This window comes from Streptomyces flaveus (assembly GCF_014647675.1).
In the GTDB taxonomy this organism is placed as follows: Bacteria; Actinomycetota; Actinomycetes; order Streptomycetales; family Streptomycetaceae; genus Streptomyces; species Streptomyces flaveus.
Map to the genome: position 1 here is coordinate 245004 of NZ_BMPQ01000007.1, position 24343 is coordinate 269346.

21 protein-coding genes and 3 pseudogenes are annotated in these 24343 nt (G+C 71.8%); 14 read left to right on the top strand and 10 right to left on the bottom strand.

What is annotated here, in order from left to right; translation table 11 throughout:
• Nucleotides 1-4: 4 nt before the first annotated feature.
• From pgm to IEZ21_RS17235, 5 genes and pseudogenes are all read right to left on the bottom strand, one after another.
• Nucleotides 5-1645 (bottom strand): phosphoglucomutase (alpha-D-glucose-1,6-bisphosphate-dependent), encoded by a 1641-nt coding sequence (pgm, locus tag IEZ21_RS17220; RefSeq protein WP_189322765.1) that lies wholly within the window; start codon nucleotides 1643-1645, stop codon nucleotides 5-7.
• A gap of 100 nt (nucleotides 1646-1745) precedes the next feature.
• Nucleotides 1746-1952: pseudogene (locus tag IEZ21_RS49115) on the bottom strand (IS256 family transposase); the annotation flags it as partial.
• Nucleotides 1949-3193, bottom strand: coding sequence for an NAD(P)/FAD-dependent oxidoreductase (locus IEZ21_RS17225; protein WP_189322766.1), 1245 nt, complete (start codon nucleotides 3191-3193; stop codon nucleotides 1949-1951). The pseudogene IEZ21_RS49115 and the gene IEZ21_RS17225, both read right to left, overlap by 4 nt.
• A complete protein-coding gene (locus IEZ21_RS17230) occupies nucleotides 3190-4641 on the bottom strand; it encodes an amidase (protein WP_213089311.1) in 1452 nt (483 codons plus the stop codon). Before IEZ21_RS17230 ends, IEZ21_RS17225 begins: the two co-directional genes overlap by 4 nt.
• Nucleotides 4638-5963 carry an Nramp family divalent metal transporter gene (locus tag IEZ21_RS17235; protein ID WP_189322767.1) on the bottom strand — a complete coding sequence of 442 codons (1326 nt, stop codon included), beginning with the start codon at nucleotides 5961-5963 and terminating at the stop codon, nucleotides 4638-4640. The genes IEZ21_RS17230 and IEZ21_RS17235 overlap by 4 nt, the downstream gene beginning before the upstream one ends.
• 142 nt (nucleotides 5964-6105) lie before the next feature.
• Between IEZ21_RS17235 and IEZ21_RS17240 the strand changes: the two genes are divergently transcribed.
• A complete protein-coding gene (locus IEZ21_RS17240) occupies nucleotides 6106-7104 on the top strand; it encodes an Lrp/AsnC family transcriptional regulator (RefSeq protein ID WP_189322768.1) in 999 nt (332 codons plus the stop codon).
• 144 nt (nucleotides 7105-7248) lie between these two features.
• Nucleotides 7249-7590, top strand: coding sequence for a hypothetical protein (locus IEZ21_RS17245; RefSeq protein ID WP_189322769.1), 342 nt, complete (start codon nucleotides 7249-7251; stop codon nucleotides 7588-7590).
• An 80-nt stretch (nucleotides 7591-7670) separates the two neighbouring features.
• Here the strand turns inward: IEZ21_RS17245 and IEZ21_RS17250 are convergent, their stop codons facing one another.
• Complete coding sequence (locus IEZ21_RS17250) at nucleotides 7671-9179, bottom strand: purple acid phosphatase family protein (protein ID WP_189322770.1); 1509 nt, start codon at nucleotides 9177-9179, stop codon at nucleotides 7671-7673.
• Nucleotides 9180-9455: 276 nt separating this feature from the next.
• Here IEZ21_RS17250 and IEZ21_RS49120 point away from each other — a divergent pair.
• A pseudogene (locus tag IEZ21_RS49120) lies at nucleotides 9456-9554 on the top strand (phospholipase); the annotation flags it as partial.
• A gap of 37 nt (nucleotides 9555-9591) precedes the next feature.
• On the opposite strand, the gene IEZ21_RS17260 reads toward IEZ21_RS49120, so the two are convergent.
• Nucleotides 9592-10488 (bottom strand): helix-turn-helix transcriptional regulator, encoded by an 897-nt coding sequence (locus IEZ21_RS17260; protein ID WP_189322772.1) that lies wholly within the window; start codon nucleotides 10486-10488, stop codon nucleotides 9592-9594.
• 226 nt (nucleotides 10489-10714) lie between these two features.
• Here IEZ21_RS17260 and IEZ21_RS17265 point away from each other — a divergent pair, with 226 nt between their 5' ends.
• The 3 genes from IEZ21_RS17265 to IEZ21_RS17275 all read left to right on the top strand — a co-directional run bounded on the left by IEZ21_RS17265 (nucleotide 10715) and on the right by IEZ21_RS17275 (nucleotide 12532).
• Nucleotides 10715-11122 carry a (R)-mandelonitrile lyase gene (locus tag IEZ21_RS17265; protein WP_033318607.1) on the top strand — a complete coding sequence of 136 codons (408 nt, stop codon included), beginning with the start codon at nucleotides 10715-10717 and terminating at the stop codon, nucleotides 11120-11122.
• A 184-nt stretch (nucleotides 11123-11306) separates the two neighbouring features.
• Complete coding sequence (locus tag IEZ21_RS17270) at nucleotides 11307-11633, top strand: carboxymuconolactone decarboxylase family protein (protein WP_189322773.1); 327 nt, start codon at nucleotides 11307-11309, stop codon at nucleotides 11631-11633.
• Between the two features lie 173 nt (nucleotides 11634-11806).
• Entirely contained in the window at nucleotides 11807-12532 is a 726-nt protein-coding gene (locus IEZ21_RS17275) for an SDR family NAD(P)-dependent oxidoreductase (RefSeq protein WP_189322774.1), read from the top strand.
• 119 nt (nucleotides 12533-12651) lie between these two features.
• Here IEZ21_RS17275 and IEZ21_RS17280 read toward each other — a convergent pair whose 3' ends face one another.
• Nucleotides 12652-13872: an acyl-CoA dehydrogenase family protein gene (locus tag IEZ21_RS17280; RefSeq protein ID WP_189322775.1), complete on the bottom strand. Its 1221-nt coding sequence runs from the start codon at nucleotides 13870-13872 to the stop codon at nucleotides 12652-12654.
• 173 nt (nucleotides 13873-14045) lie between these two features.
• On the opposite strand from IEZ21_RS17280, the gene IEZ21_RS17285 reads away from it, so the two are divergent.
• The 7 genes from IEZ21_RS17285 to IEZ21_RS17315 all read left to right on the top strand — a co-directional run bounded on the left by IEZ21_RS17285 (nucleotide 14046) and on the right by IEZ21_RS17315 (nucleotide 21632).
• Nucleotides 14046-14870, top strand: a complete 825-nt coding sequence (locus IEZ21_RS17285; protein ID WP_189322776.1) for an enoyl-CoA hydratase/isomerase family protein — start codon at nucleotides 14046-14048, stop codon at nucleotides 14868-14870.
• A 92-nt stretch (nucleotides 14871-14962) separates the two neighbouring features.
• Nucleotides 14963-15595, top strand: coding sequence for a hypothetical protein (locus IEZ21_RS17290; protein ID WP_246567826.1), 633 nt, complete (start codon nucleotides 14963-14965; stop codon nucleotides 15593-15595).
• Nucleotides 15592-18165, top strand: a complete 2574-nt coding sequence (locus IEZ21_RS17295; protein WP_189322777.1) for a putative PEP-binding protein — start codon at nucleotides 15592-15594, stop codon at nucleotides 18163-18165. Before IEZ21_RS17290 ends, IEZ21_RS17295 begins: the two co-directional genes overlap by 4 nt.
• Nucleotides 18162-19280: an acyl-CoA dehydrogenase family protein gene (locus IEZ21_RS17300; RefSeq protein WP_189322778.1), complete on the top strand. Its 1119-nt coding sequence runs from the start codon at nucleotides 18162-18164 to the stop codon at nucleotides 19278-19280. The genes IEZ21_RS17295 and IEZ21_RS17300 overlap by 4 nt, the downstream gene beginning before the upstream one ends.
• Nucleotides 19281-19339: 59 nt before the next feature.
• Nucleotides 19340-19759: a Zn-ribbon domain-containing OB-fold protein gene (locus tag IEZ21_RS17305; RefSeq protein WP_189322779.1), complete on the top strand. Its 420-nt coding sequence runs from the start codon at nucleotides 19340-19342 to the stop codon at nucleotides 19757-19759.
• Nucleotides 19756-20910: a thiolase family protein gene (locus tag IEZ21_RS17310; protein WP_189322780.1), complete on the top strand. Its 1155-nt coding sequence runs from the start codon at nucleotides 19756-19758 to the stop codon at nucleotides 20908-20910. Before IEZ21_RS17305 ends, IEZ21_RS17310 begins: the two co-directional genes overlap by 4 nt.
• Before the next feature lie 17 nt (nucleotides 20911-20927).
• Nucleotides 20928-21632, top strand: a complete 705-nt coding sequence (locus tag IEZ21_RS17315) for an SDR family NAD(P)-dependent oxidoreductase (protein ID WP_189322781.1) — start codon at nucleotides 20928-20930, stop codon at nucleotides 21630-21632.
• A 20-nt stretch (nucleotides 21633-21652) separates the two neighbouring features.
• Here IEZ21_RS17315 and IEZ21_RS17320 read toward each other — a convergent pair whose 3' ends face one another.
• The gene (locus IEZ21_RS17320) at nucleotides 21653-22309 is read right to left on the bottom strand and encodes a TetR/AcrR family transcriptional regulator (RefSeq protein WP_189322782.1); all 657 of its coding nucleotides are present in this window, start codon (nucleotides 22307-22309) and stop codon (nucleotides 21653-21655) included.
• Nucleotides 22310-22449: 140 nt separating this feature from the next.
• Here IEZ21_RS17320 and IEZ21_RS48810 point away from each other — a divergent pair.
• Nucleotides 22450-22623: pseudogene (locus IEZ21_RS48810) on the top strand (helix-turn-helix domain-containing protein); the annotation flags it as partial.
• A gap of 470 nt (nucleotides 22624-23093) precedes the next feature.
• Here IEZ21_RS48810 and IEZ21_RS17330 read toward each other — a convergent pair.
• Nucleotides 23094-24343 (bottom strand): 2-oxo acid dehydrogenase subunit E2 (locus IEZ21_RS17330; RefSeq protein ID WP_246567828.1); only part of this gene is annotated, 1250 nt, incomplete at its 5' end.

Here is a 24343-nt window from a genome sequence, read left to right on the forward strand (position 1 = left end):
CGCGTCAGGCGCTCAGCGCCGCGAGCACCACGGACCTGGCCTCCTCCTGGACCTGGCGCAGATGGTCCGGGCCGAGGAAGGACTCCCCGTAGATCTTGTAGACGTCCTCGGTGCCCGAAGGGCGGGCCGCGAACCAGGCGTTGGCGGTGGCGACCTTGATGCCGCCGAGGGCGGCGCCGTTGCCGGGGGCCTCGGTGAGCACCGTGGTGACCGGCTCGCCGGCGAGGGTGTCGGCGGTGACCTGGCGCGGGGACAACTTGGCGAGCAGCGCCTTCTCCTCGCGGGAGGCCGGGGCGTCGACGCGCGCGTAGGCGGGGGCGCCGAAGCGGTCGGTGAGCCGCGCGTAGTGCTCCGAGGGCGTCTTGCCGGTGACGGCCGTGATCTCGGAGGCGAGCAGGGCCAGGGTGATGCCGTCCTTGTCGGTGGTCCACACCGAGCCGTCGCGGCGCAGGAAGGACGCGCCCGCCGACTCCTCGCCGCCGAAGCCGAGCGTCGCGTCGGACAGGCCGTCCACGAACCACTTGAATCCGACCGGGACTTCGACCAGCTGCCGGCCGACGTCCGCCGCGACCCGGTCGATCATGCTGGACGACACCAGGGTCTTGCCGATCCCGGCACCCGCGGGCCACTGCTCCCGGTGCGAGAACAGGTACGAAATCGCCACGGCCAGATAGTGGTTGGGGTTCATCAGGCCCCCGTCCGGCGTGACGATGCCGTGCCGGTCGGCGTCGGCGTCGTTGCCTGTGGAGATGTCGAAGCGGTCGCGCTGCTCGATGAGCGAGGCCATGGCGTACGGCGAGGAGCAGTCCATGCGGATCTTGCCGTCCCAGTCCAGCGTCATGAAGCGCCAGGTGGGGTCGGTGAGCGGGTTGACCACCGTGAGGTCGAGCGCGTGCTGTTCGGCGATACGGCCCCAGTAGGCGACGGAGGCGCCGCCGAGCGGATCGGCGCCGATGCGCACGCCGGCGGACCGGATCGCCTCCAGGTCCAGCACGTTCGGCAGGTCGGCCACATAGGTGCCGAGGAAGTCGTAGCGGCCGGTGCCGGGAGCGGTCAGCGCGCGGGCGTAAGGGATGCGGCGTACGTCCTTCAGGCCGCCGGTGATGATCTCGTTGGCGCGGTCCTGGATCCAGGAGGTCGCCTCGGAACCGGCGGGGCCGCCGCTGGGCGGGTTGTACTTGAAGCCGCCGTCGGCGGGCGGGTTGTGCGAGGGGGTGACCACCACGCCGTCGGCGAGGCCGGAGGTGCGGTTCTGGTTGTGGGTGAGGATGGCGTGCGAGACCGCCGGGGTGGGCGTGTAGCCGTCGGCCTGGTCGATGAGGACGGTCACGTCGTTGGCGGCGAACACCTCCAGTGCCGTGATCCGTGCGGGCTCGGACAGGGCGTGGGTGTCGGCGCCGAGGAAGAGGGGGCCGTCGGTGCCCTGGGCGGTGCGGTACTCGCAGATGGCCTGGCTGGTGGCCGCGATGTGGTCCTCGTTGAACGCCGCCGCGAGGGACGAGCCGCGGTGTCCCGAGGTGCCGAACGCCACCCGTTGCCCGGGCTCGGCGGGGTCGGGGTGCAGCGCGTAGTACGCCGTGACCAGGCGGGCCACATCGATGAGGTCCTCGGGTCCGGCGACCTGCCCCGCTCGTGCGTTCTGCATTTTCCCGCTCCTCCGCAAGGGTCGACCTTTGGGTGCGGCTCTCATTCTCCCCTGCCCGGCCTGCCGGGACGCCCACCGGGCATGCCGTTGTGGCAGCGTGCGGCGCCTCCACCTCCACCACGTCGGCCGCGGTCGTGACCTGCCGGGGCCGGTGGCAGCCGTTGCGCACCACCGGGCGACGGCCACGCTCATCGCGCTCATCGGCCAACTCGGCTGTACGGGCGTTGACTTCGGCCTCCAGCGCGGCGTCCGGCATCCGCCTCGCGCCCTCGCGGACGACGGGCGGCTGCCGTGGCCGCTCCTTCAGCGCAGTGGATGCAACGGGGTGAGTTCGGCGGCAGGTCTGCCTGTGACGATCGATTCGGCGAGGAGTCTGCCGCTCAGCGGTCCCAGGGCGATGCCCCACATCCCGTGGCCGCCGCAGACGTGGACGCGCGGTGAGCGGGTGGGGCCGACGAGGGGGAGGCCGTCGGCGGTGCAGGGGCGTGGTCCCACCCATGCGTCGGTGCGGCGGCCGAAGTCGGCGGCGGGCAGCAGGGGGCGCGCGGCGTCGACGATCGCCCGCACCCGGCGTGGGTCCGCGGGACGGTCGGGCCCGGTGAACTCCATCATTCCGGCGACCCGTACGCGGTCGCCCACCGGAGTGCAGACCACGCGCTGCGCGGCGAAGTAGGTGGGCCGTGAAGGAAGACTCTCGCGTGGCAGGAGGAAGCTGTAGCCCCGGCCGGACTGGACCGGGGCGCGCACGCCGAAGGGTGCCGCCAGCCGGTCGAGCCAGGCTCCCGCGGCCAGGACGGCCACATCGGCGCGCACCTCGGTTCCGTCGGCGTTCCGCGCGGCGATCCCGGTACCGATGTCCCGGATCCGGGTGACCTCCTGCCCCGTGACGATCTTTCCGCCCCGGTCGCGGACCGAGTCGGCGAGGGCCGCGACATAGGCCCCGGGGTTGATGTGGCGCTGGCCGTGCAGCCGTACCGCCGCGTCGATCCGTTCGGACAGCGTCGGCTCCAGATCCCGCGCCTCGGTGCCGGTGAGCAGGTCGTAGTCGACGCGCTGGCCCGCGGCGCGCACGGCCTCCAGTTCCTCGACGAACGGTGTGCGACCGGCCTGAGTGGTGAAGGCGATGAGGCACGGGTCGCTCGGCCGGGTCGGTTCGGCGACTCCGCCCCGGGCGAGCTCGTCGTACGCGGTGAGGGCACCGCGGTTGAGTGCGGCGAAGGCGCTCATCGCGACCTGCCAGCGCCGGCTCGTGCAGTTCCGGCCGAAGGACAGCAGGAAGCGGACCAGACGGGCGTCGGCGCGGGGCGGAACGTAGAGCGGCGAGGTGGGTGAGAACAGCGTCCGCAGTCCCAGTCGTAGGGCGCCCGGCTCGGGCAGCGGCACGGTGAGGGCCGGGGACAGCCAGCCGGCGTTCCCCCAGGAGGCTCCTGCCGCCACGCCCCGGCGGTCGACGACGGTGACCTCCACGCCTGCTTCCTGGAGGTACCAGGCCGTGGCCAGTCCCGCCATGCCCGCGCCGACCACGAGCGCGCTGCGAGGCGCTGTCATGTTCCATCCCCTCCCGCCGAAGCGACGGTTGGCCTGCGCTCCCCTGTACGTGTCGCCCTTTCGAAGGCGTATCCGGCGTCGAGGACCGCCCGGTCCTGTCGGTGCGGACCGACCATCTGCAGTCCGACCGGCAGACCCGCCGGGGTGAAACCGGCCGGCACCGACAGCGCCGGACAGCCGGTGACGGAGATCAGGTAGGCCGAGCGCATCCAGTCCAGATAGGTCTCCATCGGCGTGCCGTCCACGGAGGCCGGGTAGGGCAGCCGGATGTCGAACGGGGCGACCTGGCTCACCGGCAGCAGCAGGAGGTCGTACGACTCGAAGAACTCCCGGACCCGGTGGAAGAGGGCGGCCTGCAGCATCTGCGCACGCCCGAGGTCCGGACCCGTGAGCTTGCGGCCTTCCTCGATGTTCCACACCACGTCCGTCGCCATCCGGTGGCGGTGCTCGTCCAGCAGGGAGCCGTAGGCGAGTTCCATCTGCCAGGCACGCTGGACGAGGAACACCTCGTCGGCCCCGGACAGGTCCGGACAGGCCTCCTCGACCTCGCAGCCGAGCGAGGCGAAGACGTCGACGGCCGGGCGCAGCGCGTCCCGTACCTCCGCGTCGACGGGGACGGTCCCGCCGAGATCGGGTGACCAGGCGACCCGCAGACCGCGTACGTCCCCCTCCAGCGGTCCGGCGAAGGCGGAACCCGGTGTCTCCAGGGCGAGCGGGCTGCGCGGGTCGGGGCCCGCGAGCACGGACAGGGCCAGCGCCACGTCCGTCACCGTGCGGGCCATCGGGCCCTTCACCGAGAGCTGCCCCCACGGCGCCTTGTCGGGCCACGAGGGAACCCGCCCGGGGGAGGGGCGCAGTCCGACGACGTTGTTGAAGGAGGCGGGATTGCGCAGCGAGCCGCCGGTGTCGCTGCCGTCGGCCAGCGGCTGCATCCCGCAGGCCAGGGCCGCGCCGGCACCGCCGCTGCTGCCGCCCGCGCTGCGGAAGGGGTCGTACGGGTTGCGGGTGGCCCCGAAGACGGGGTTGACGGTGTGCGAACCCATACCGAGTTCGGGCACGTTGGTCTTGCCGACGGTGATCGCCCCGGCCCTCCTCAGGCGTTCGACGACCAGGTGGTCCCGGTCGGGAACGCGGTCGGCGAAGAGCGGTGAGCCGTACGTCGTGCGGATGCCCGCGGTGTCGTGGAGGTCCTTGTGCGCCACGGGCAGCCCGTGCAGCGGGCCGACGTCCGCCCCCGCCGCCAGCCGCGCGTCGGCCTCGGCCGCCTGCTCCAGCGCCCGCTCGGGGACGAGGGTGACGATGGCGTTCACCGCCGGATTGACGCGCTCGATCTGTTCGAGGTGGGCGGCGACGACCTCCCGGGCGGACACGTCACGGCGCCTGATGGCGGCGGCGAGTTCGGTGGCGGTCCAGAAGCAGAGATCCGTGGTGGTCACGGTGTGGTTCACAACCCTCCTATCGTTTCCTTGAGTTGTACGACGGCCAGCACTCCGAAGAGGACGAAGGAGCCGGCCAGCAGCACGTTCGAGGCGGCCTTGTTCCGGAACGGCCGCTGGACGCCCCGGCGGTTGAGCAGGACCAGCAGCGCCCCGGACAACAGAGGCAGGATCAGTGAGCCGACGGCGGCGTACGTCAGGACCAGACGCACCGGCCGTCCCAGGAACGTGACGGCGACGGCGGCGGCCGCGACGTAGAGCAGGAAGGCGCGGAACGGGCGGCTGTACTGGGCGATGTGGGGCTCGGCCGCGTCGTCCGGGACGCCGCGCATGGTCCGCAGGGAGTCGGCCAGCAGATAGCACAGGGCGTTGAACCCGCCGACCAGCGCGCTCAGCGTCACGAGGAAGAACGTCCCGAGGAACAGCACACGGGCCACCGATCCCAGATCGGCGCCGAGCGGGTCGGCGAGCGCGGCCAGCCCTTCGTTGCCTGTGATGGTCCGCCCGCTGCCGTGGAGCAGGCCTGTTCCCACCACCGTGGTGCACAGCACGAACAGGAAGGTGAGGGTGTAACTCACCGCGGAATCCGCGCGCATGACGGGCAGTCGGCTGCGGTCCCGCCAGCCCTTCTCCCGCACCCAGTAGCTGTACGAGGCGATTCCGGCCGTGCCGCCCACGCCGCCGATGAGGGCGAGCACCGTCACCAGGTCCCCCTCCGGCAGCCTCGGGCGCGCCGAGGAGAGCAGGCCCGGCAGGTCGTCGGCGGTGGCGAGGGTGGCGACCGCCAGGACGACCATGCCGAGGAACTTGGCCAGCATGAAGACGCTCATCACCCGCTCGAACACCGCGTACCGGCCGACGTACACGATCGCGGCGGACGCCAGCGCGATCCCGATGGCCACCGGCCGCAGCGGCAGGGCGGGGAACAGCGTGGTCAGCGCCAAGGACGCCACCGAACTCAGCGCCGCCCCGTAGAGCAGCCCGATGACCAGGACGAACACGAAGAACGCCACCGGCAGCCAGCGGCCGGCCGAACGCAGGCTCGCGATCACGGTCTGCCCGGACGCCATGTACAGGCGTCCCACCGCCTCGGTGAGCGCGAACTTCAGGACGACGCCGATGAGGATCGCCCACAGCAGAGCCATCCCGTAGCCGGCGGCGCCCGCGAGCGAGGTCACCATGTCGCCCGCGCCCACGCTCGCGGCCGCCAGCACCAGTCCGGGGCCCAGAAGCGCGAGCCGCCCGCGCAGGGAGGTGGGGAGAGGCGTGGGTTCGGTGGATTCGGCGGCTTGGTGCCGAAGGGAACTTCCAGGCGTCGCAGTCACGTCGACCATCTCCGTACGTGGGTGAGTTACGGGGTCATGGGTTCGTGCGGCTCATGAGGTCCTGTCGGTCCCCATGGCAGGTTCAGGGATGCTGACGGAAGGGAACAAGAAGCTCGGCCGAAGTGACGGAATCGGCCATATGCTTGGTCCGATGGACGCACCCCAGACCGGTCCCGTGGCGGATTCGCTGGACCGGCGCATCATCAGCGCGCTGCAGATCGACGGCCGGGCCTCCTGGCACCGCATCGCGGCGGCGCTCGGCGAACCCGAACGCACCGTGGTCCGCCGGGGCGCCCGGCTGCTGGAGTCCGGACTGGTGCGCATCGGTGCCATGGAGGCGCGCGGCCGCAGCACGGTCGTCGGCGTGCGCTGTTCTCCCGGACAGGCACGGGTGGCCGCGATGGCACTGGCCCGCCGCCCCGACTGCGTCTTCGCCCATGTGCTGACCGGAACCCCGGACTGCGTCGCGGAGTTGCTCTGCCCGCGTGACCGTCTCGCCGGCCTGGTGATGGACGAGTTGCCGGGGCTGCCGGGCGTGGTGGAGACCTTCACGTACCCGGTGCTGCGCCATGTCCGGACGATCCGCGAATGGCACGCGGGCCTGCTCACCGATACCGAGATCGATGAACTGAGGGGAGCGTCGTCCGAGGCCTCCGCGCCCCCGCCCACCGGTGATGTGCTGCCGACCGGCGATGCGACACAGGAACTCTCCCGCCAGGACCGGCTGTTGCTGCACGCTTTGGCCGAGGACGGGCGCTGCACGTACGACGAACTCGCCCGTATCGCCGGGGTGTCGGAGGCCACCGCCAGACGGCGGCTGGGTGCGCTGAGGCGGGAGGGCAGGGTGCGCATCCGGGCCGTGATCGAGCCGACGCTCCTCGGACTGCCCGTGGAGGCGGTGCTGTGGGTGCGCACCGCGCCGTCCAGGGTCGAGGTGGTCACGGCGGCACTGACGCAGTCCGTCCACGTCCGGTACGTCAGCTTCATCGCCGGTGAACGTCAGATCCTGGTCCTGGGGGCGTTCCCCGACGAGCCGGCCCTCTACGACTTCGTGACGGGGTCCGGCTGGCTGGAGGACGTGATGTCGTTGGGAGTCTCGATGGTCCTGACCTCGCTGAAGCGGGGCGGGATGCTCGCCCCGTGGCTGTGAGACGGATGCGCGGCCCGGGATCGGTCCGTCCGCGGGACTCCCAGGGGAACGGTCGTGAGCGGGGGCTGTCGATCGTCCGTACCCTTGCACGGCGGGGCACAGCGACCGCGTACCGTGGAGGCATCACAACCGGAGGTCACGCACATGTCCGCGCTACCGCACGAGCCGGGCCCGCAGGCCGCGGATCCGCACCGACTCGAACACGCCGAGGGCCCGCAGACGCTCGCCGAGCTGCGCACCGCGCTCGCGGTGATCAGCCCCGAGGTGCTGACCGCTTTCAATGCGCGGCTCGACGCCGCGACGTTCGGTGAGGAGCACGCCGAGGTCATCGCCAAGGCCCGCCGCACCGTGGCGTTCTCGAACCGCGCCGAGGTGTCGGCCCCCGAAGTGGCCTCCACCGACGGTACGGGCGGGGCCGGTGGTACGGACGGGGCGCGGCCGACCGAGGATCCGTGGGCTCACCTTGACGTGCGGGACAACGCCTGACGATCCCATCGCACAGGCCCGCCGGCTCGGCCTGGCCAAGCGCTTGCCGGTCGTGCCGCTCCTCGTACCAGGCGCACTCCTCACCCGGAAGCGGGACAAGGAGCCGTAAGCCGAACAGGGCTGATGCCGGACAGGTCGTGCGCCGTCATGCTGTTGCGGTCGGTGACCGAGCGGCCTAGTGCGTGGTGCGGCCACAGGCCTCCGGCCACCCGGCGGCTGCGCTCGCCCCATTCGCGGGCCGCGGCGCTGCTGGTCTTGTAGTGGTTGAGGGCGTAGCCGCCGGAGTGGATCCTCAGCAGGCAGAAGCCGCCGGGATAGTCCTTGACGGCGCTGACCTCCTGCAGGGTGACGTGCGGGGCCTGCGGCAGGACGGTGCGCTTGTTGCGGTGGGTGTGGCCCGCGTGGTGCAGGAAGACACCGGGCGCGGCGGCATAGGCCTCCAGGATGGAGCGGGCCTGGCGGCGGCCCAGGCGCTGCCCCCGCGACACGGGGAAGAGGGAGTCCCGTACGGTCAGCGGATGGTGACCGAACACGATGGTGGGCTGGTCCCTGTGCTCCTTCAACCGGGCCCGGAACCAGGACAGTTGCTCGGCACCGAGCCCGCCCGCGTCGGCGCCGTTGCCGTCCTTCTCGTACGTGTCGAGCCCGATGATCCGCAGCCCGCCGAGGTCGCGGGCGAAGTACGCGGGACCCTCGCCGCCGAGGAACCCGTCACGGAAGGCGTCGTCATCGCCGCGGCGACGGGGCCGGTCGTGGTTCCCGCGTACGACGAAGTAGTCCTGCCCGTGTGGGCCGAAGCCGTCCAGGATCCGCTTGGCCTCGGCCAGGTCCCGCGGCGCACCGCCGGCCGAGATGTCCCCCGCGGCCAGCAGCAGGTCCGCTCCGCGCCGCCGGGCCTCCTCCACCAGAGCGCGGCTCATGATCTCCGGATACGGCGCGAGCCCCGGCTCCTGCGCCACCCCGCGCAGCAGGGGTACGCCGGCCATGAGACCGGAGGTGGTCTCCCCGACATGGAGGTCGTTGCAGAGCGCGATCGACAGCAGATGCCGCCCCGGCGGGGGCTGCGGTGTGGTGAAGGAGTACGGACCCCCGCTCGAGCCGAGCCCGTAGAGGTTGGTGCCGACGGCGTTGCCGCGGATGAGGTGCAGCGGTGTGGGTGTGGCGGCCCTGCCTCGCGAGCGGGCCTGGTAGTAGTACGTCTGCCCCGGCTCCAGGCCCGTGAGTTCCACCTGGTGGTGTGCGGTGGGCCGGTCTTCTGCCGCGCTGCGGTCCAGCCGGGCGGGGTGAGTGCCGTAGACGACCTCGCCCTCCGTGACGGCGGGGAGCATGTGGCCCAGCCCGTCGTCGGTGCCGGGTATCCCCGTGTACCAGGTGATGACGGCGCTGTCCTCGGTCAGGGTGCCCAGTTCCAGGTGGACGGCGGCCAGGGTGTCGGGGTGACGGTGGTGGCTTTTGCGTGCGGGGCCGTGGAGGGCGGCGGCAGCGGCCCGCAGCAGAGTGGGGGCGAGGAGGGCGCCGGATCGTACGACTTCACACGGTGAGGGCAGGGCCGACAGGGCCGCGAGGGGGGCGGAGAAACAGCAGCGCATGCCTGAGTATGTGCCCGCGCGCGGTGAACGCCGACGACGGTGTCGGCGGTGGTGCCGGGTATGGAATGCGACAACTCCGCCCTGTTGCCGACTTTTCGATCTTTCTCCGTGCTTCACGCTCTCGTTCACGCGAGCTCAACAGCGTTGTACCGCAAGGGATTTGGCGGGACCTTGGGGGAGCGTCCCGCACGCTGCTTCGGAGTGGCACACCAGCAAGTCGGCCGCGCCTCTCACCCGGACGTGTTTTTCGCCACCTTCTTCACGCGGTTGCCCTGGGCCATGGCCGGGTTGAGCGCGTCGCGCCTCGACAGCGCCTTCTACGAGGACTTCAAGCGCGTCTGCGTCAACTACGGCGGCGGGACGGTCCAGTCGTAGGACGACCGGGCCGGTTCGTGGTGGAGGCAGGCGCGGGTCAGCTGTCCGGCGTGGTTTCGCGGGTGTTGTGGTCGGTGGGCAGGGGCTGGTCGCGGGTGGCGGCCCAGGAGGCGAGGAGTTGCAGGGCGTCGTGCTCGGGTGTGCCGGGGGCGGCGCTGTAGGCGGTGAGGGTCAGGCCGGGCTGGGCGGGCAGTTCCATGGCGTCGAAGTCGAGGGTGAGGACGCCGACGGCGGGGTGGTGGAAGGATTTGCGGCCGGTGTGGTGCAGGCGCACGTTGTGCTTGGCCCAGGCGGTGCGGAACTCCTCGTTGCGGGTGACGAGTTCGCCGATGAGTCCGGTCAGGTCACGGTCGTGCGGGGCGCGTCCTGCCTCGGTGCGCAGCAGGGCGACGGTGGTGTTCACGGACTCCTCCCAGTTGGGGAAGAAGTCGCGGCCGCGCGGGTCGAGGAACTGGAAGCGGGCGATGTTGGCCGTCTTCGTGGCGTGATCGGGAAAGAGAGGCGAGTACAGGGCGCGGCCGAGGCGGTTGGCGGCCAGGATGTCCAGGCGGCCGTTGCGTATGAAGGCGGGGGAGTTGGTCATGGACTCCAGGACGCGCAGGACGCTGCCGGGCAGAGGGCCGCGGCGTTTGGCCCGGCGGGCGGGACGCTTGGCGGCGGCACGCGCCAGGTCGTAGAGGTGGGCGCGTTCGGCGTCGTCGAGCTGGAGGGCGTTCGCCACGGCGTCCAGGACTCCCTCTGAGGCTCCGGCGAGGTGTCCGCGCTCCAGTCGGACGTAGTAGTCGATGCTGACGCCGGCGAGGAGGGCGACTTCTTCGCGGCGCAGGCCCGGCACGCGCCGGTTGCCGCCGTAGGCGGGCAGGCCGGCCTGCTGGGGTGTGATCTTGGCGCGGCGGGAGGCCAGGAACTCGCGGATGTCGCCCTCGGTACTCACGCATTCAAGGCTAGGTCGGGCGGCGTACGCGTGGGGGGTTCTGTCAGTACCGGTAACGGCAGACCCTTCTCCAGCTCATTGGCCTGCGTTTTCCTCGATGACGGAGCGGTCGAGGCCGAGGACCTTCTCGCCCAGGCCGACGCCGCCCGCGCGCTGGGCACGGGCCTCGCCCACACCGACGCCGCCTGATCCATCCCCCCAACCCCGCACCTCTGAGAGAGACACCATGGAATTCGTCAAGCAGCAGGCCACTGTCAAGGCTCCCGCGGACTGGTTCACCGGCGACGTCTGGTTCGACGTGATCTACGCGGGCCAGGAGCCGTCCCGGATGCGCGCCAACATGGTCCGCTTCTCCCCGGGCGCCCGTACCCACTGGCACTCGCACGTGCTGGGCCAGACCCTGCACGTCGTCTCCGGCATCGCCCTGATCGGCACCCGTGACGGCACCGTCTTCGAGGCTCATCCCGGCCAGACCGTCACCTGCCCCCCGAACGAGGAGCACTGGCACGGCGCCACCCCCGACCGCTTCATGGAGCACATCGCCATGTGGGAGGGCAAGGGCGACGGCAGCGAGGAGACCACCTGGAACGAGCCGGTCACCGACGAGCAGTACAGCCGCCCCCGCAGCCGCTGACCGGCCCGCGCCGGGAGGCGGCGGACCGGCTCCCGCTCTGTCACCCGGCCGACGTACGAGCCGGCGGCCCGAGCATCTGCGGCAGTCGGGGCGGCGCCACGCCACCGACGAGGAAAGCAACGGTCCGTACGTGAGCACGGGCCCCCTGGGCCTGTGACCCGCGGATCGGACGAGAGGAACTTCGATGACCGACCAACAGAAGCAGATCGGCGGCGGACGCCGCACGATCGGTGATTTCGCTCCGAAGCTCGCCGAGCTCACCGACGACGTCCTGTTCGAGGACGTGTGGAATCGTACCGAGCTGGCCGCCCGCGACCGCAGCCTGATCACCGTCGCCGTCCTCGTCGCGGGTGGTGACGCCGACCAGCTCAGCTTCCACCTCGGACGAGCGAAGGAGAACGGCGTCAGCGAGACCGAACTCATCGAGGCGATCACCCATCTCGCCTTCTACGCCGGCTGGCCCAAGGCGATGACGGCGATCACGACCGCGAAGCAGGTCTTCTCGGCCTGAATGCCAGGGTAGGAGCTGCCAGGGCGCCTCCCCGGAGGCGAGCCCGTACAGCGGCTTGGAACAGAAGGAGGTACTCCCATGCGAGGAGCAGGCGTGCACGTTGCCGGTGAGGCTCTCGGGCTCCCAGGGGTGGAGCCCGGCCGGGCCTCTCGGTTGCTAGGGGCGGTGCGATCGTGAGCCGGATCCTGGTGACCGGTTCCGCCGACGGCCTGGGACGTGCCGCGGCGGATTCGCTGCTGTCCGCGGGACACGACGTGGTGGTGCACGCCCGGAACCGCCGGCGCGCGGCGGGCCTCGACGCGCTGGTCGACCGTGGAGCACACGTCGTGGTGGGCGACTTCGTGGAGCGTGACGCCGTACGTGGCGTCGCCACGGAGCTGAACGACGCCGAGCCGCTCGACGCGGTCATCCACAACGCCGGCGTGTGGAGCGGGCCGGCGGTCATGCCGGTCAACATCGTCGCCCCGTACCTGCTCACGGCCCTGCTCCGCGGCCCCCGCCGGCTGGTGTACCTGAGCAGCGGCTCGCATTTCGGTGGTCGTCCCTCGCTCGACGGCGTGGACTGGCGGGGCGAGAGCGCGGGCTCGTACTCCGACAGCAAACTGTTCGTCACGACACTGGCGGCCGCGGTGGCTCGTCTGCGCCCCGGGGTGCTGAGCAACGCCGTGGACCCGGGCTGGGTGCCGACGAAGATGGGCGGACCGGGCGCACCGGACGATCTGGAGCTCGGCCATCGCACGCAGGAGTGGCTCGCCGCCGGCGACGAACCCGAGGCCCTGACGACCGGCGGGTACTGGTACCACCGCCAGCGGCAGCAGCCGCACCGCGCAGTGAACGACGAGACGTTCCAGGACCGCCTCCTGGAGGCGTTGGCCGAGGAGACGGGCACCGCACTTTGAGCGGTCACCGCCGACAGCGTTGAAGGACTCCACGTCCCTCGTGGTGTGTGGTTCATGCCGTGCACGTGGCGTCGGTGGCGCCGGCACGTCGGCCCCGGCAGGCGCCGGGGCCGACCCGGTCACGAGCCGGCAGCGGCCTCCGGGCGTGGTTGCCGGTAGGGCTTGACCGCGCGGCGGGCGATGGCGAAGCGATGCGTCTCCGACGGGCCGTCGTAGATCCGGAACGGCCGGACCTCCCTGAGCAGGCGCGCCAGGGGGGCGTCGGCGGCCGAGATGCCGAGCGCTCCGCAGATCTGCACCGCCCGGTCGACGACCCGGTTCACGGCCTCCGCCACGAAGGTCTTGGACACCGACGTGAGTTGCGAGGCAGCGGCGGAGCCGGTGTCCAACTCCCAGGCGGTACGCAGGATCAGGGCGCGGCTCGCCTCGATGTCGATCTCGGAGTCGGCCAGCATCTGCTGCACCATGCCGAGGTCGCCCAGCACGGAGCCGAACGCCATCCGGGTGCCCGCCCGCTCCAGCGCGACGTCCTGGGCTCGACGGGCGGCGCCCAGCCAGCGCATGCAGTGGGTCATACGGGCGGGGCCGAGCCGGACCTGGGCGTTCTCGAAGCCGCGGTCCACGGCTCCGAGCACCCTGTCCTCGCTCACCACGCACTCCTCGAAGGCGAGTTCGCTGTGCCCGGCGAAAATGCTCTCGTCCAGGGTCTCGATGTCCCGGACGACGCGCATGCCCGGGGTGTCGGCGTCGACCAGGAACATGGTGGCGCCGCCCGGGTCGCCCGGACTGCCGGAGGTGCGGGCCATGACGATCGCGAAGCCGGCGCCATGGGCCCCGCTGATGAACCACTTGCGCCCGTCGATGCGCCACCCGCCGGGGACCCGGGTCGCGGTGGTCCGCAGGGAACGGGGGTCGGCGCCCGCGCCCGGAGCCGGTTCGGTCATCGCGAAGCAGGACCGCACCTCGCCCGCGGCGAGCGGCCGCAGGAAGCGGGCCTTCTGCTCCTCCGTGGCCACCTTCTCGAGCAGATGCATATTGCCCTCGTCCGGAGCCGCGCAGTTCAGCGCCAGGGGGCCCAGCAGCGAGTACCCGGCGGCTTCGAACACCACCGCCTGTCCGCGCAGGTCGAGCCCGTGCCCGCCCCACCGCGCCGGCACATGCGGCGCGAACACGCCTGCCTCGCGGGCACCTTTCTGCAGGGTCTCGCGCAGGGCCTCAGGGGCGTCGTGCACCGACCCGCCGCACTCGCGCTCGGCCGGGATCACCACCTCGCGTACGAACTCCGCGGTGGCCGCGGCAAGTCGGGCGACAGGTGGATCGACATCGAACTGGATGGGCACGGTTTCTCCCGCCGACGGGCTACGGGCACCGATGCCCGTCGCATCCTAGAAACTGTACAGCGTCTTCAGTATCTTGCTGAGTGGCGCTCGACGTGAGGAGCGTTGGATCTGAGGAGCGCTTGATCTGGGGAGCATTCGGCCCGGCGGTCCTCGACGACGGAAGAAGACCCCCTATGAGCACCCAGCCGGTCCGTGTTGTCCGTCATCCCGACGGAGTCGTCGAGCTGAGGCTGGAGGACCCCGGGAGAGGCAACGCCCTGGACCTCCCGACGGCCGAGGCGCTGCGGGACGCGACCGCCGAGGTGGCCGCCGACCCGGGCGGCGCGGTTCTGCTGCGGGCGGCAGGCGCCGCCTTCTGTGTGGGCGGTGACCTGCGCGCCTTCGCCGGCCGGGGCGAGGAAACGGGTGCCTATGTGCACGCCGTGGCGACCGCCGCACACGCCGCGGTGCGGACTCTGTACGAGCTGCCCGTGCCCGTGGTGACCGCCGTGCGCGGCGCCGCCGCGGGCGGCGGGATCGGTCTCGCCCTGGTCGGCGACATCGTCCTGGCCGCACGGTCGGCGCGCTTCCGGCTGGCGTACACGGCGATGGGGCTCACCCCGGACTGCGGGGCCACCTGGCTCCTGCCGCGCCTGGTGGGCCCCCGTCTGGCGACGGACCTGGTCCTCACCAACCGGGTCCTCACGGGCGACGAGGCCGAGCGGCTCGGCCTGGTCTCCCGGGTCGTCGAGGGCGGCGAAGTGGACGAGGCCGCGTACCGGACCGCCGCCGAACTGGCAGGTGGGGCGGGTGAGGCGCTGCGTGCCGCGAAGCGCCTGCTGCGTGACGGTGCCGAGGACGGGCTGAGCCGTCACCTCGACGAGGAGGCGCGGCTGATCGCCGGCCTGGCCGGGAGCGACGAGGCGCAGGCGCGGATGACCGCGTTCCTGGCCCCGCGGGTTCGTACACGGGTGCGCAGCGGCCAGTCCGCGCCAGGCAGTCCGGAAAGTGTTTCTTGATTACCTCTTCACTAACACCTCCGCCGGAGCGTAACCTCCGGGCAACACAGAACTGAGGAACCGGGCGACAGCACCGGGGAAATGGTGTGGCGATGCAATCTGCTGCCGTGGGCCGGACGGACGCTCTCGACGAGAACCTCACCGAAGCCGTGGTCGACCTCGTTCTGCGTGGAATGTGGCGCGGCAGGCCCGAGTCCGACCACCGCCCCCTGGTCGACGCCGGGCTGGCCATGGTGAAGGGCCCGATGGTGCTGCCGACCGAGCCCGCCAGGGCAGCCGCGGCGCGGATCCTGCGGATTTCCGCCGGTTCCGAACAGGAGCAGCGGATCACCGCCGCCTACGAGGCTTTCCTGCCCGTCAACAGGACGCTCCGCGAAGTGTGCACGGCCTGGCAGTGCCGGCCCGACGGCACGGTCAACGACCACAGCGACAGCGTCTACGACGCCGGAGTGCGCGAGTCGCTGGAAGACGTGCACGAGGCCATCCAGCCCGTACTGCGCAGGCTGGACGGGCTGCCGTCGGGCAGCGGGAGTTATGTCACGGCGCTGGAGGAAGCCCTCGACCGCTTCGACGACGGCGCGGTGGAGTGGCTGGCCTCGCCCCTGTGCGACTCGTACCACACCGTGTGGATGCGGCTGCACCAGGAACTGCTGCTGGTTCTGGGGATCAGCCGGGCACAGGACGAGGCGCTCGAAGAGAAACTCGTCACCAGGAGCCGGGGTTGAGCATCACCGACCGCCACTCCGGCACACTCGCACAGACGTACACCCCCAGCCACGCCCTGGTGCCCTACGGCCAGGGACGGATCCGAGGGCTGGACGCCGGTGAACTGGGCACGCACGGCATCGCCATGGACCGGCTGGTGGCCCTCGGGCTCCCAGTGGTACCCGGACTGACGGTGCCGGCGGGCTCGGCCGCGTCGCTGTGCGAGCCGGGTACCGCCCGCGCCGCCCTGGACCTTGTGGAGCAACTGTCGGGACGGCGGATCGGCGACCGGAGCAGGCCGCTGCTGCTGCGTCTGTCGGCGAGCGCGTCGACCGAGGTCGCCGGGCTGCCGCCGGAACTTGCCTGCATCGGCATCACCCCGGCCGACGCCGATGGCATCCGTGCCGTCATCGGCCGCGACGATGTGCTGTACGAGGTATGGGCGGCCACCGTCCGGATGATCGCCGAGTACGCCCTTGACGTGCCCGCACCGGAGCTCGACGACGCATCGCTCGACGCCCCTGATGCCAGGGCCCGCGTCGACGCACTGCTCTCGACGGTCGCCCGGCATGCCGAGCGACCGTACCCCGACGACCCGGCCGAGCAGCTCGCGCTGGCCGCTCGGGCGGTGCTGGGGCGGTGGGCCTCACCCCGGGCCAGGCGGTCCCGCAAAGCCCAGCGGCTCCCCGCGGAGCTGGGCATCGCACTGCATGTCCAGGCCGTGCGCATCGGGCCATGGGACCACTCCGGCTTCGGCACGGCGGTCAGCCGGCACCCCGACAGCGGCCGCTTCTCGCCGCAGGGCTCCTTCTTCCGGGGCGTACGCCGCAGCGCGCCGCCCCCTCGCACGGGCGAGCCGCTGGAGAAACTGGGCGGGAGTTCCGCGCTGCTCGAGCACTCGCTGCTCACCCTCGAACGTCATCTGCACGCCCCGGTCACCGTCGACTTCGAGGTGCGCGACGGCGAGATCTCGCTGCTGGCCGCCTCGGCGCAGAGCCGCCCGCCGCTACGTGCGGCGGTGTGCCTCGCCGCGGACCTGGCCGGGGACGGAGCACTCGACCGGGAAGAAGCCGTACGCCGGATCAGCCCCGCCCAGGTGCAGGAACTGCTGCACCCCCAGCTCCGGCTGACCGGCGGCGAGGAGCTCCTGGTGAAGGGGCTGCCCGCCTCCCCGGGGGCCGCGACCGGCGCCATCGTTCTCTCCAGTGAACGTGCCCTCGAACTGGCCGCGGACGGCACGCAGGTCGTGCTCGTGGCCCACGAGACTTCTCCGGCCGACGTCCCCGGAATGCTGGCCGCGGCCGCCGTACTGACCGGCAGCGGCGGCATCGCCTCGCATGCCGCGGTCGTGGCGCGGGGCGCGGGCAAACCCGCCGTGTGCGGCGCCGAGGGACTGCGCGCCGACCGGGCCGCCGGCACCGTACAGATCGGGGGCCGGGTGCTGCGCGAGGGCGATCCCGTCTCGCTGGACGGCCGTACCGGAGCCGTCTACGCGGGGACGCTGAGCGTCAGTGTCGCCGGACCGCCGCCCGAACTGTCCACCCTGCTGGAGTGGGCGGACGGCATGCGCCGGCTGGGCGTGCGCGCCAACGCCGACACCGCGGCGGAGGTGAGCACCGCCGTCGCCCTGGGCGCGGAGGGTGTGGGCCTGTGCCGTACGGAGCACCAGTTCCTCGGCGACCGGCTGCCGCTGATCCGCCGGGTGATTCTGGCCGCCGACGCCGAGGCTCGCGACGAGGCGCTGTCGGCGCTGGAAGAGGCTCAGCACGAGGACTTCAAGGCCCTGCTGGCCGCGGTGGGGGACCGGCCGGTGACCGTACGCCTTCTGGACGCCCCGCTGCACGAGTTCCTGCCCGCCGCCGGAGAGGCTCAGGACGCCGCCGAGGAGCAGCGGGCCGCCGCACTGCGCGAGGCGAATCCGATGCTCGGTCTGCGCGGCGTGCGCCTGGCCCTGCTGCACGAGAGGCTCTACCCGGCGCAGGCCGAGGCGCTCTTCACGGCCTGGGCCGATGTCGCCGCCACCGGAGTCCGGCCCGAGCTGGAAGTGATGATCCCGCTCGTCAGCCTGCCGGAGGAACTGGCCGCCGCGGCCGCGTACGTACGGGGCGCCGCCGAGGCGGTCGCCGCCCGCACCGGTGTGGAGGTCCCGTACCGGCTCGGCACGATGATCGAGACACCGCGGGCCGCGCTGCTGGCCGCCGAACTCGCCGAACACGCCGAGTTCTTCTCCTTCGGCACCAACGACCTCACCCAGCTCACCTACGGATTCTCCCGCGACGACGTCGAGCGCCAGGTACTCGCCTCATACCAGGAACGCGGGTTCCTGACGGCCAGTCCGTTCGCCCGGCTCGATCCGCACGGGGTGGGCGCGCTGATCGCCCTGGCGGTGGAGCGGGCACGGAGCGTACGCCCGGACATCAAGCTGGGCGTGTGCGGTGAGCACGGCGGCGACCCGGAGTCCATCGCCTTCTGCGACGAGCTGGGCCTCGACTACGTCTCCTGCTCCGCGCACCGCGTGCCGGTCGCCCGGATGGCGGCGGCCCACAGTGCCGTGCGGGAGCAGCGCGACGAGAGCGGGAGCGCACGATGACGAGCACCGTGACCGACGGCACGGCCCTGTCCGACGCCGAACTGGACGACCTGCGCGAGACCGTACGGTCGGTGTGCGCCGACGCCGGCGGCACCGCCGCGGTGCGCCGGCTGCCCGAGCAATCCCCGGGCATCGACGCCAAGTTGTGGGACACCCTCGGCGGGCAGGTCGGTCTCGCGGCCCTCGGTCTGCCCGAGGCGGCCGGAGGCATCGGCGGCCTCGCCGAGATCGCCGCGGTCTGCGAGGAGCTGGGCAGGACACTGACGCCGGTGCCCCTGCTGTCGTCCACCGTGCTGGCCGGGCAGGTGCTGGCAGGCTGCGGCACGGCCGAGCGGGCACTGGAGGAGCTGGCCGAGGGCAAGGTGCACGCCCTGGCAGTGGCGGCGCCCGACGGGGTGTGGCGGCCGGACGCGGTGCCGGTGGCCGTCACCTGGCGGGGCGGCGTCCCGCTGCTGGACGGCACCGCTCCCTTCGTACTGGACGGTGCCGACGCCGAAGCCCTGGTCGTCGCCGCGGCCGGGGTCGACGGCCTGGACCTCTTCCTCACCGACCCGAGCGAGCCCGGGGTGACGGTCCGCCGGGTACCCACCCTGGACCTCAGCCGCGGACAGGCGGTGGTCTCCTTCTCCGGCGCCCGTGCCCGGCCCCTGACCGCCGGGGGAGAGGGGGCGGACATCGTGAGCCGCGCCCTGGACGTGGCCCTGGTGGCCCTGGCCGCCGAGCAACTCGGCGGCGCGCAGGCCGCGTTGGACATGACGGTGGCCCATGTACGCGACCGCACACAGTTCGGCAGGGCCATCGGCGGCTTCCAGGCGATCAAGCACACCTGTGCCGACATGCTGCTCCAGGTCGAGGCCGCGCGGTCCGCGGTGGTGCGCGCCGTCCGAGCGGCCGACTCGTCCGAGTCGCTGGCCGAGGCGGCGGCGGTGGCGCAGGCATGGTGCGGCGAGGCGTTCGTGTTCGTGGCCGCCGAGTGCGTCCAACTGCACGGCGGCATGGGCTTCACCTGGGAGCACGACGCGCACCTCTACTTCCGGCGCGCCCAGTCCGACGCCGTCCTGCTGGGCGGCGCCGCACACCACCGGGAACGGCTGGCCGGACTGCTGGGCTGGTGACTTCACCCGCGGTCACCGCACGACCGCACGACGACCGTGCAGAAAAAGGGCAGGACGGCATGATCAGCAGACTCATCGACGAGGACCTGTTCGAGAGCGCGAATCCACCGCGCCTCACGGGCGCGCGCTGCTCCGGCTGCGCCACCGTGGTCTTCCCCCGGCAGGACTCGTGCCCCAAGTGCTCGGACGGAGCCATGTCCGCCCATGTGCTGCCGGTGAGCGGGCGGGTGTGGTCGTGGACGCTGCAGGCGTTCCAGCCCAAGCCGCCGTACCGGCCGCCGACCGGGGGCTACCGGCCGTACCACGTGGGCTATGTCGACCTCGGTGAGGTGCTGGTCGAGGCGCGGCTGGAGGTTCCCCGTGCCGAGATACGGATCGGGCTGCCGGTCCGGCTCACCACGGTGACCGCCTACCACGACGAGGACGGGACCGAGGTGCTGACCTTCGCGTTCCGCCCGGACGGGGAGGGGGAGCGATGAGCCGGAGCGACGAGGTCTATGTCGTCGGCTGCGGCATGCATCCCTTCGGCCGCGACGAGACCGTCACCGGGATGGACATGGCCGAGCGTGCCGTACGCGAGGCCCTGGCCGACGCCGGTGTCGCCTGGGAGGACATCGGTTACGCGGCGGGCGGCTCCGACGTGTCCGGCAAGCCCGACACCCTGGTCGGCCGACTGGGCCTGACCGGTGTGCCGTTCGCCAACGTGCAGAACGGCTGCGCCACCGGTGCCTCGACGGTGCTCGCGGTGGCCAACGCACTGCGCGCGGGCGAGGCCTCGCTCGGACTGGCCGTGGGCTTCGACAAGCACGAGCGGGGCGCCTTCAACGTCTCCGCGGCACGCTACGGACTGCCCGACTGGTATGCCGAGACCGGCATGATGCTGACCACCCAGTTCTTCGCCCTCAAGACTCAGCGGTACCTGCACGAGCACGGGATCTCGGAGCGGGCGCTGGCGAGAGTGGCCGCGCGGGCCTTCCGCAACGGCTCCCAGCACCCCCTGGCCTGGCGGCGCAAGGAGCTGACGGAGGAGGAGATCCTCGACTCCGCCGAGGTCAGTCCGCCCCTCACCCAGTACATGTTCTGCTCACCGGGGCAGGGCGCGGCGGCTCTGGTGCTGGCGCTCGGCGACCGCGCTTTCGACTTGTGCGAACGCCCCGTAAAACTGGCGTCGTTGGCCTTCAGGACCAGACGGTTCGGCTCGTTCGAGGTGTTCTCGCCCTGGCTGCCGCCCGGACCGCACCGCAGCCCGAGCGTCGACGCCGCGGAGGCTGCCTTCCGCACGGCGGGGCTTCGGCCCGCGGACGTACAAGTCGCCCAGTTGCAGGACACCGACAGCGGATCGGAACTGATCCACCTGGCGGAAACCGGACTGTGCGGCCACGGCGAACAGGAGGAACTCCTCGCCGGCGGGGACACCGATCCCACGGGCCGCATCCCGGTCAACACCGACGGCGGCTGCCTGGCCGGCGGCGAGCCCGTCGGCGCCTCCGGACTGCGCCAGTTCCACGAGGTCGTACGGCAGTTGCAGGGCCGGGCGCCGGGTGTGCAGGTGCCGGGCGCTCCCCGGGTCGGCTTCACCCATGTGTACGGGGCGCCCGGGATCAGCGCCTGCTCGGTACTGACGATCTGAAAGGCGGCAAACGCACCATGTGGCACGGCGACAGAACCGCACTGGTCACCGGCGGAGCGCGCGGCATCGGCCTGGAGATATGCCGACAGCTCGCGAACGGGGGGCTGCGGGTCCTGGTCGGGGCGCGAAGTTGGGAGGCGGCCGAGGAGGCGTGCCGCGCCATCGGCTCGGCGGCACTGCCGCTGGCCCTGGATGTGGCCTCGGCGAAGAGCGTCGCCGAAGCGGTCCGGGAAGCCGGGGAGCTGACTGGCGGGATCGACGTCCTGGTGAACAATGCGGGAGTGTCCCTGGACGGAGATCTACGGCCCCCGTACCTCGACGAGGAGATCCTGCGCACGACCTTGGACACGAACCTCACGGGTGCCTGGCGCATGGCGGAAGCCGTCGTGCCAGGCATGGTGGAGGTCGGCTACGGACGGGTCGTCAATGTCACCAGCTCGTACGGCTCGCTGGCGCTGATGGACTCCGGCCGCCACCCGGCCTACCGGATCTCCAAGACCGCCCTCAACGCCCTGACCCGTATGCTCGCGGCCGAACTGGCGGGCACAGGGGTCCTGGTCAACGCCGCCGACCCCGGCTGGACCCGCAGCGGCATGGGCGGTCCCGCCGCCCCGCGCGGTCCGGAGGAGGGGGCGGACACCCCGGTCTGGCTGGCCACTCTCCCCGACGGCGACGGGACGACGGGCGGGCTGTTCGCCGAACGCAAGCCTCTGCCCTGGTGAATCGGCCTTGGTGAACCGCCTCAGGCGGATGCGGAGGCCGGCTTCTGCTCGGCGGTGACGATCCGCAGCGCCAGCGACCTGACCGCCTCTTGTACGGAACGGGAGGGCAGCTGGGACAACGGCCCGCCCTCCGCTCGCAGCGCGGTGACCAGGATGGTCGTACTGATCAGCGTGCGGACCGCGAGTGCCTGCGCCGCGTGCCGTGACTTGGCCGCCCGGGGACTGCGCGTGGTGCCCTCCGGCAGATAGTCGTACGCCCGCTGGATGTGCCGCTGCTCGAACTCGTCCCGCAGCACCTTGACGTTGCCGTTGGCGGAGGCGATCTGCACCTGGTACAGCCGGGCCTCCTCGGGGTTCTGCTCCACCCAGTCCCACACCGCGTCGATGGCCCGCAGCAACCCCTCCGCGCTACCGGGCTCGGACTCCGGGCGAGCTGCCTCCACCACCGCGTTCAGCTGGTCGAAGACCCGCCGCATGGCGAGTTCGAGCAGCTCGTCCTTGCCGTCGAAGTGGTAGTAGACGGCCGTGGGCACCACCTGGGCCTCGTCCGCGATGTCCTGGATGCTGGTCTCCGCGACTCCGTTACGGCCGAACACGCGGACGGCGGCGGTGATGATGTGCTGCCGTCGCGAGGGTCGGTGGGCGGGCTGCTTGCCGTTCTGCGTGGTGGCCATCATGCTCCCTGGCGGCTGCCGCGAACCCGCGTCTGTGGGCCCTGTTCACTGACCATGCTATCCAGTAACTCCGCCAGGTCGATGGCGTAATTCCTGCTACACGTGTGCCGTCGGAGTACGAAGATCGCGGCATACTTGACACCATGACGACAACCGGAGCCCGCGCCGCGCACCGTCCTTCGCGCAAGCAGTGGGTGATCGAAGCGGCCACGGAGTTGTTCGCCACCCAGTCGCCGGACGAGGTGACGGTGGCCGACATCGCCGCTCGTGCGGAGATGACCTCGGCAGCGGTCTACTACCACTTCTCCTCCAAGGACAAGGTCCTTGTGGAGGGGATGCGGGCGTTCGCCACCGCGCTGCGCGAAGAGCTGCACGCGCTCACGGAGGCTCACGCGCCGGGCTCGCCCGTCGGCCCTGCCCTCACCTCGCTGGTGGCCTGGCTGGGCGAACACCGGTCCGCGGCCACCGTGTTCTTCACGTCCTCGGCCGGTATGAGCCAGGAGGCGGAGGCGCTGCGCCACGAGAGCCGGACGCAGTTGCTGGAAGAACTGGTACGGCTGACCCGCAAGGCCCGTGAGTCGGTGTCCGACGCGGAGGCCGCCGTCATCGCCCTGGGCCTGTTGTCGCTGCTGGAGACCTCGGCGATCTCGCAGGTCCGCGGGGACGACGTCTACCGCTCCCTCGGACACCGCTCCTTCGTCCGCGAGGTCGGCCGCCTCGCCGAGCGGATCGCCGACCCGGCGGCGGCCGAATAGCCCTCGACCCAGGATCAGCTCTCCGCCCAGGATCAGACCAGCAGCCGCAACGGCTTGCGCAGCAACTCACCGACCGTGCGCAGATACTCGGCCGCCGGCGCCCCGTCGACGGCACGGTGGTCGAAGGTGAGGCTCAGGGTGAGAACCTGCGTCCGCAGCGGCCGGTCGTCCACCCACTCGACACCGTCCCTGAGCCTGCCCACGCCGAGGATGGCGACATTGCCGGGGTTGATCACGGGGGTGAAGAAGTCGACGCCGTATCCGCCCAGCGAGGTGACGGTGAAGGTGGCCCCTTCCAACTGGGCCGGGGAGATCCGCCCCTCACGCGCGGCCTCGGCCAGGGTTCTCGACCGGCGGGCGATCTCGGGCAGGGGCAACCCCACCGCGTCCTCGATCACGGGGACCATCAGGCCGCCCGGAACGGCCACCGCGAAGCCGAGGTGGATGTCGCCGAGCAGATGGATGCCGTCTTCCCGCACCGTCGCGTTGAGCAGCGGGTGCTCGCGCAGGGCCAGTGCGGCGGCCTTGAGCAGAAAGTCGTTGAGGCTGGGGACGGGCAGATCGCTGTCGGCCCATTCGTCCTTGAGCTGGGCCCGCAGGGACACGACGGCGTCCATCCGCACCTCATAGCCGTGCGTCAGCTGCGCCATCTCCTGGAGGCTGGCGTGCATCCGGCGGGCGATGGTGCCGCGCATTCCGGTCAGGGGGAGGACGTCTCCCGGTTGGGGTACTGCCTTCGGACGTACGGACGCGGGTGCGGGTGCGGGTGCCGGGGACACGGCGTCGAGGTCCGACCTGCGGATCTTGCCGCCCGGACCGGTGCCGTTCACTCCCGAGAGATCGATGCCCCGCTCCTTCGCCAGCCGGCGTACCAGCGGCGAGACAGGGGTGACGGAATCGCCGGACAGGACGGAGGGCGCCGGTGGCGCCGGTGCGGCGGCAGCGGCGGCGAGAAAGTCCTCCACGTCCTCGGAGACGATCCGGCCGCCGGGTCCCGTGCCGCGTATGGCGGTGAGGTCGACGTCGGCCTCGGCCGCCACCCGACGGGCGTTCGGCGACGCGAGGAGCCGGCCCCCGTGACCGACGGAGGCCGCGCTGCCGTTGAGGGAGGACGCCACGGAACCGTTGCCGCTGTGACCGGACGGTGCCGCACCCGCGCCGTGGCCGTTGAGTGCCGGGGCCGCGGAAGTCCCGCTGCCGTCGAATGCCGGCGCCGCGGCGACAGCGCCCACGGCCACGGCCACGGACTGCGCAGCCGTACCACTGGACCCGGACCCGGAAG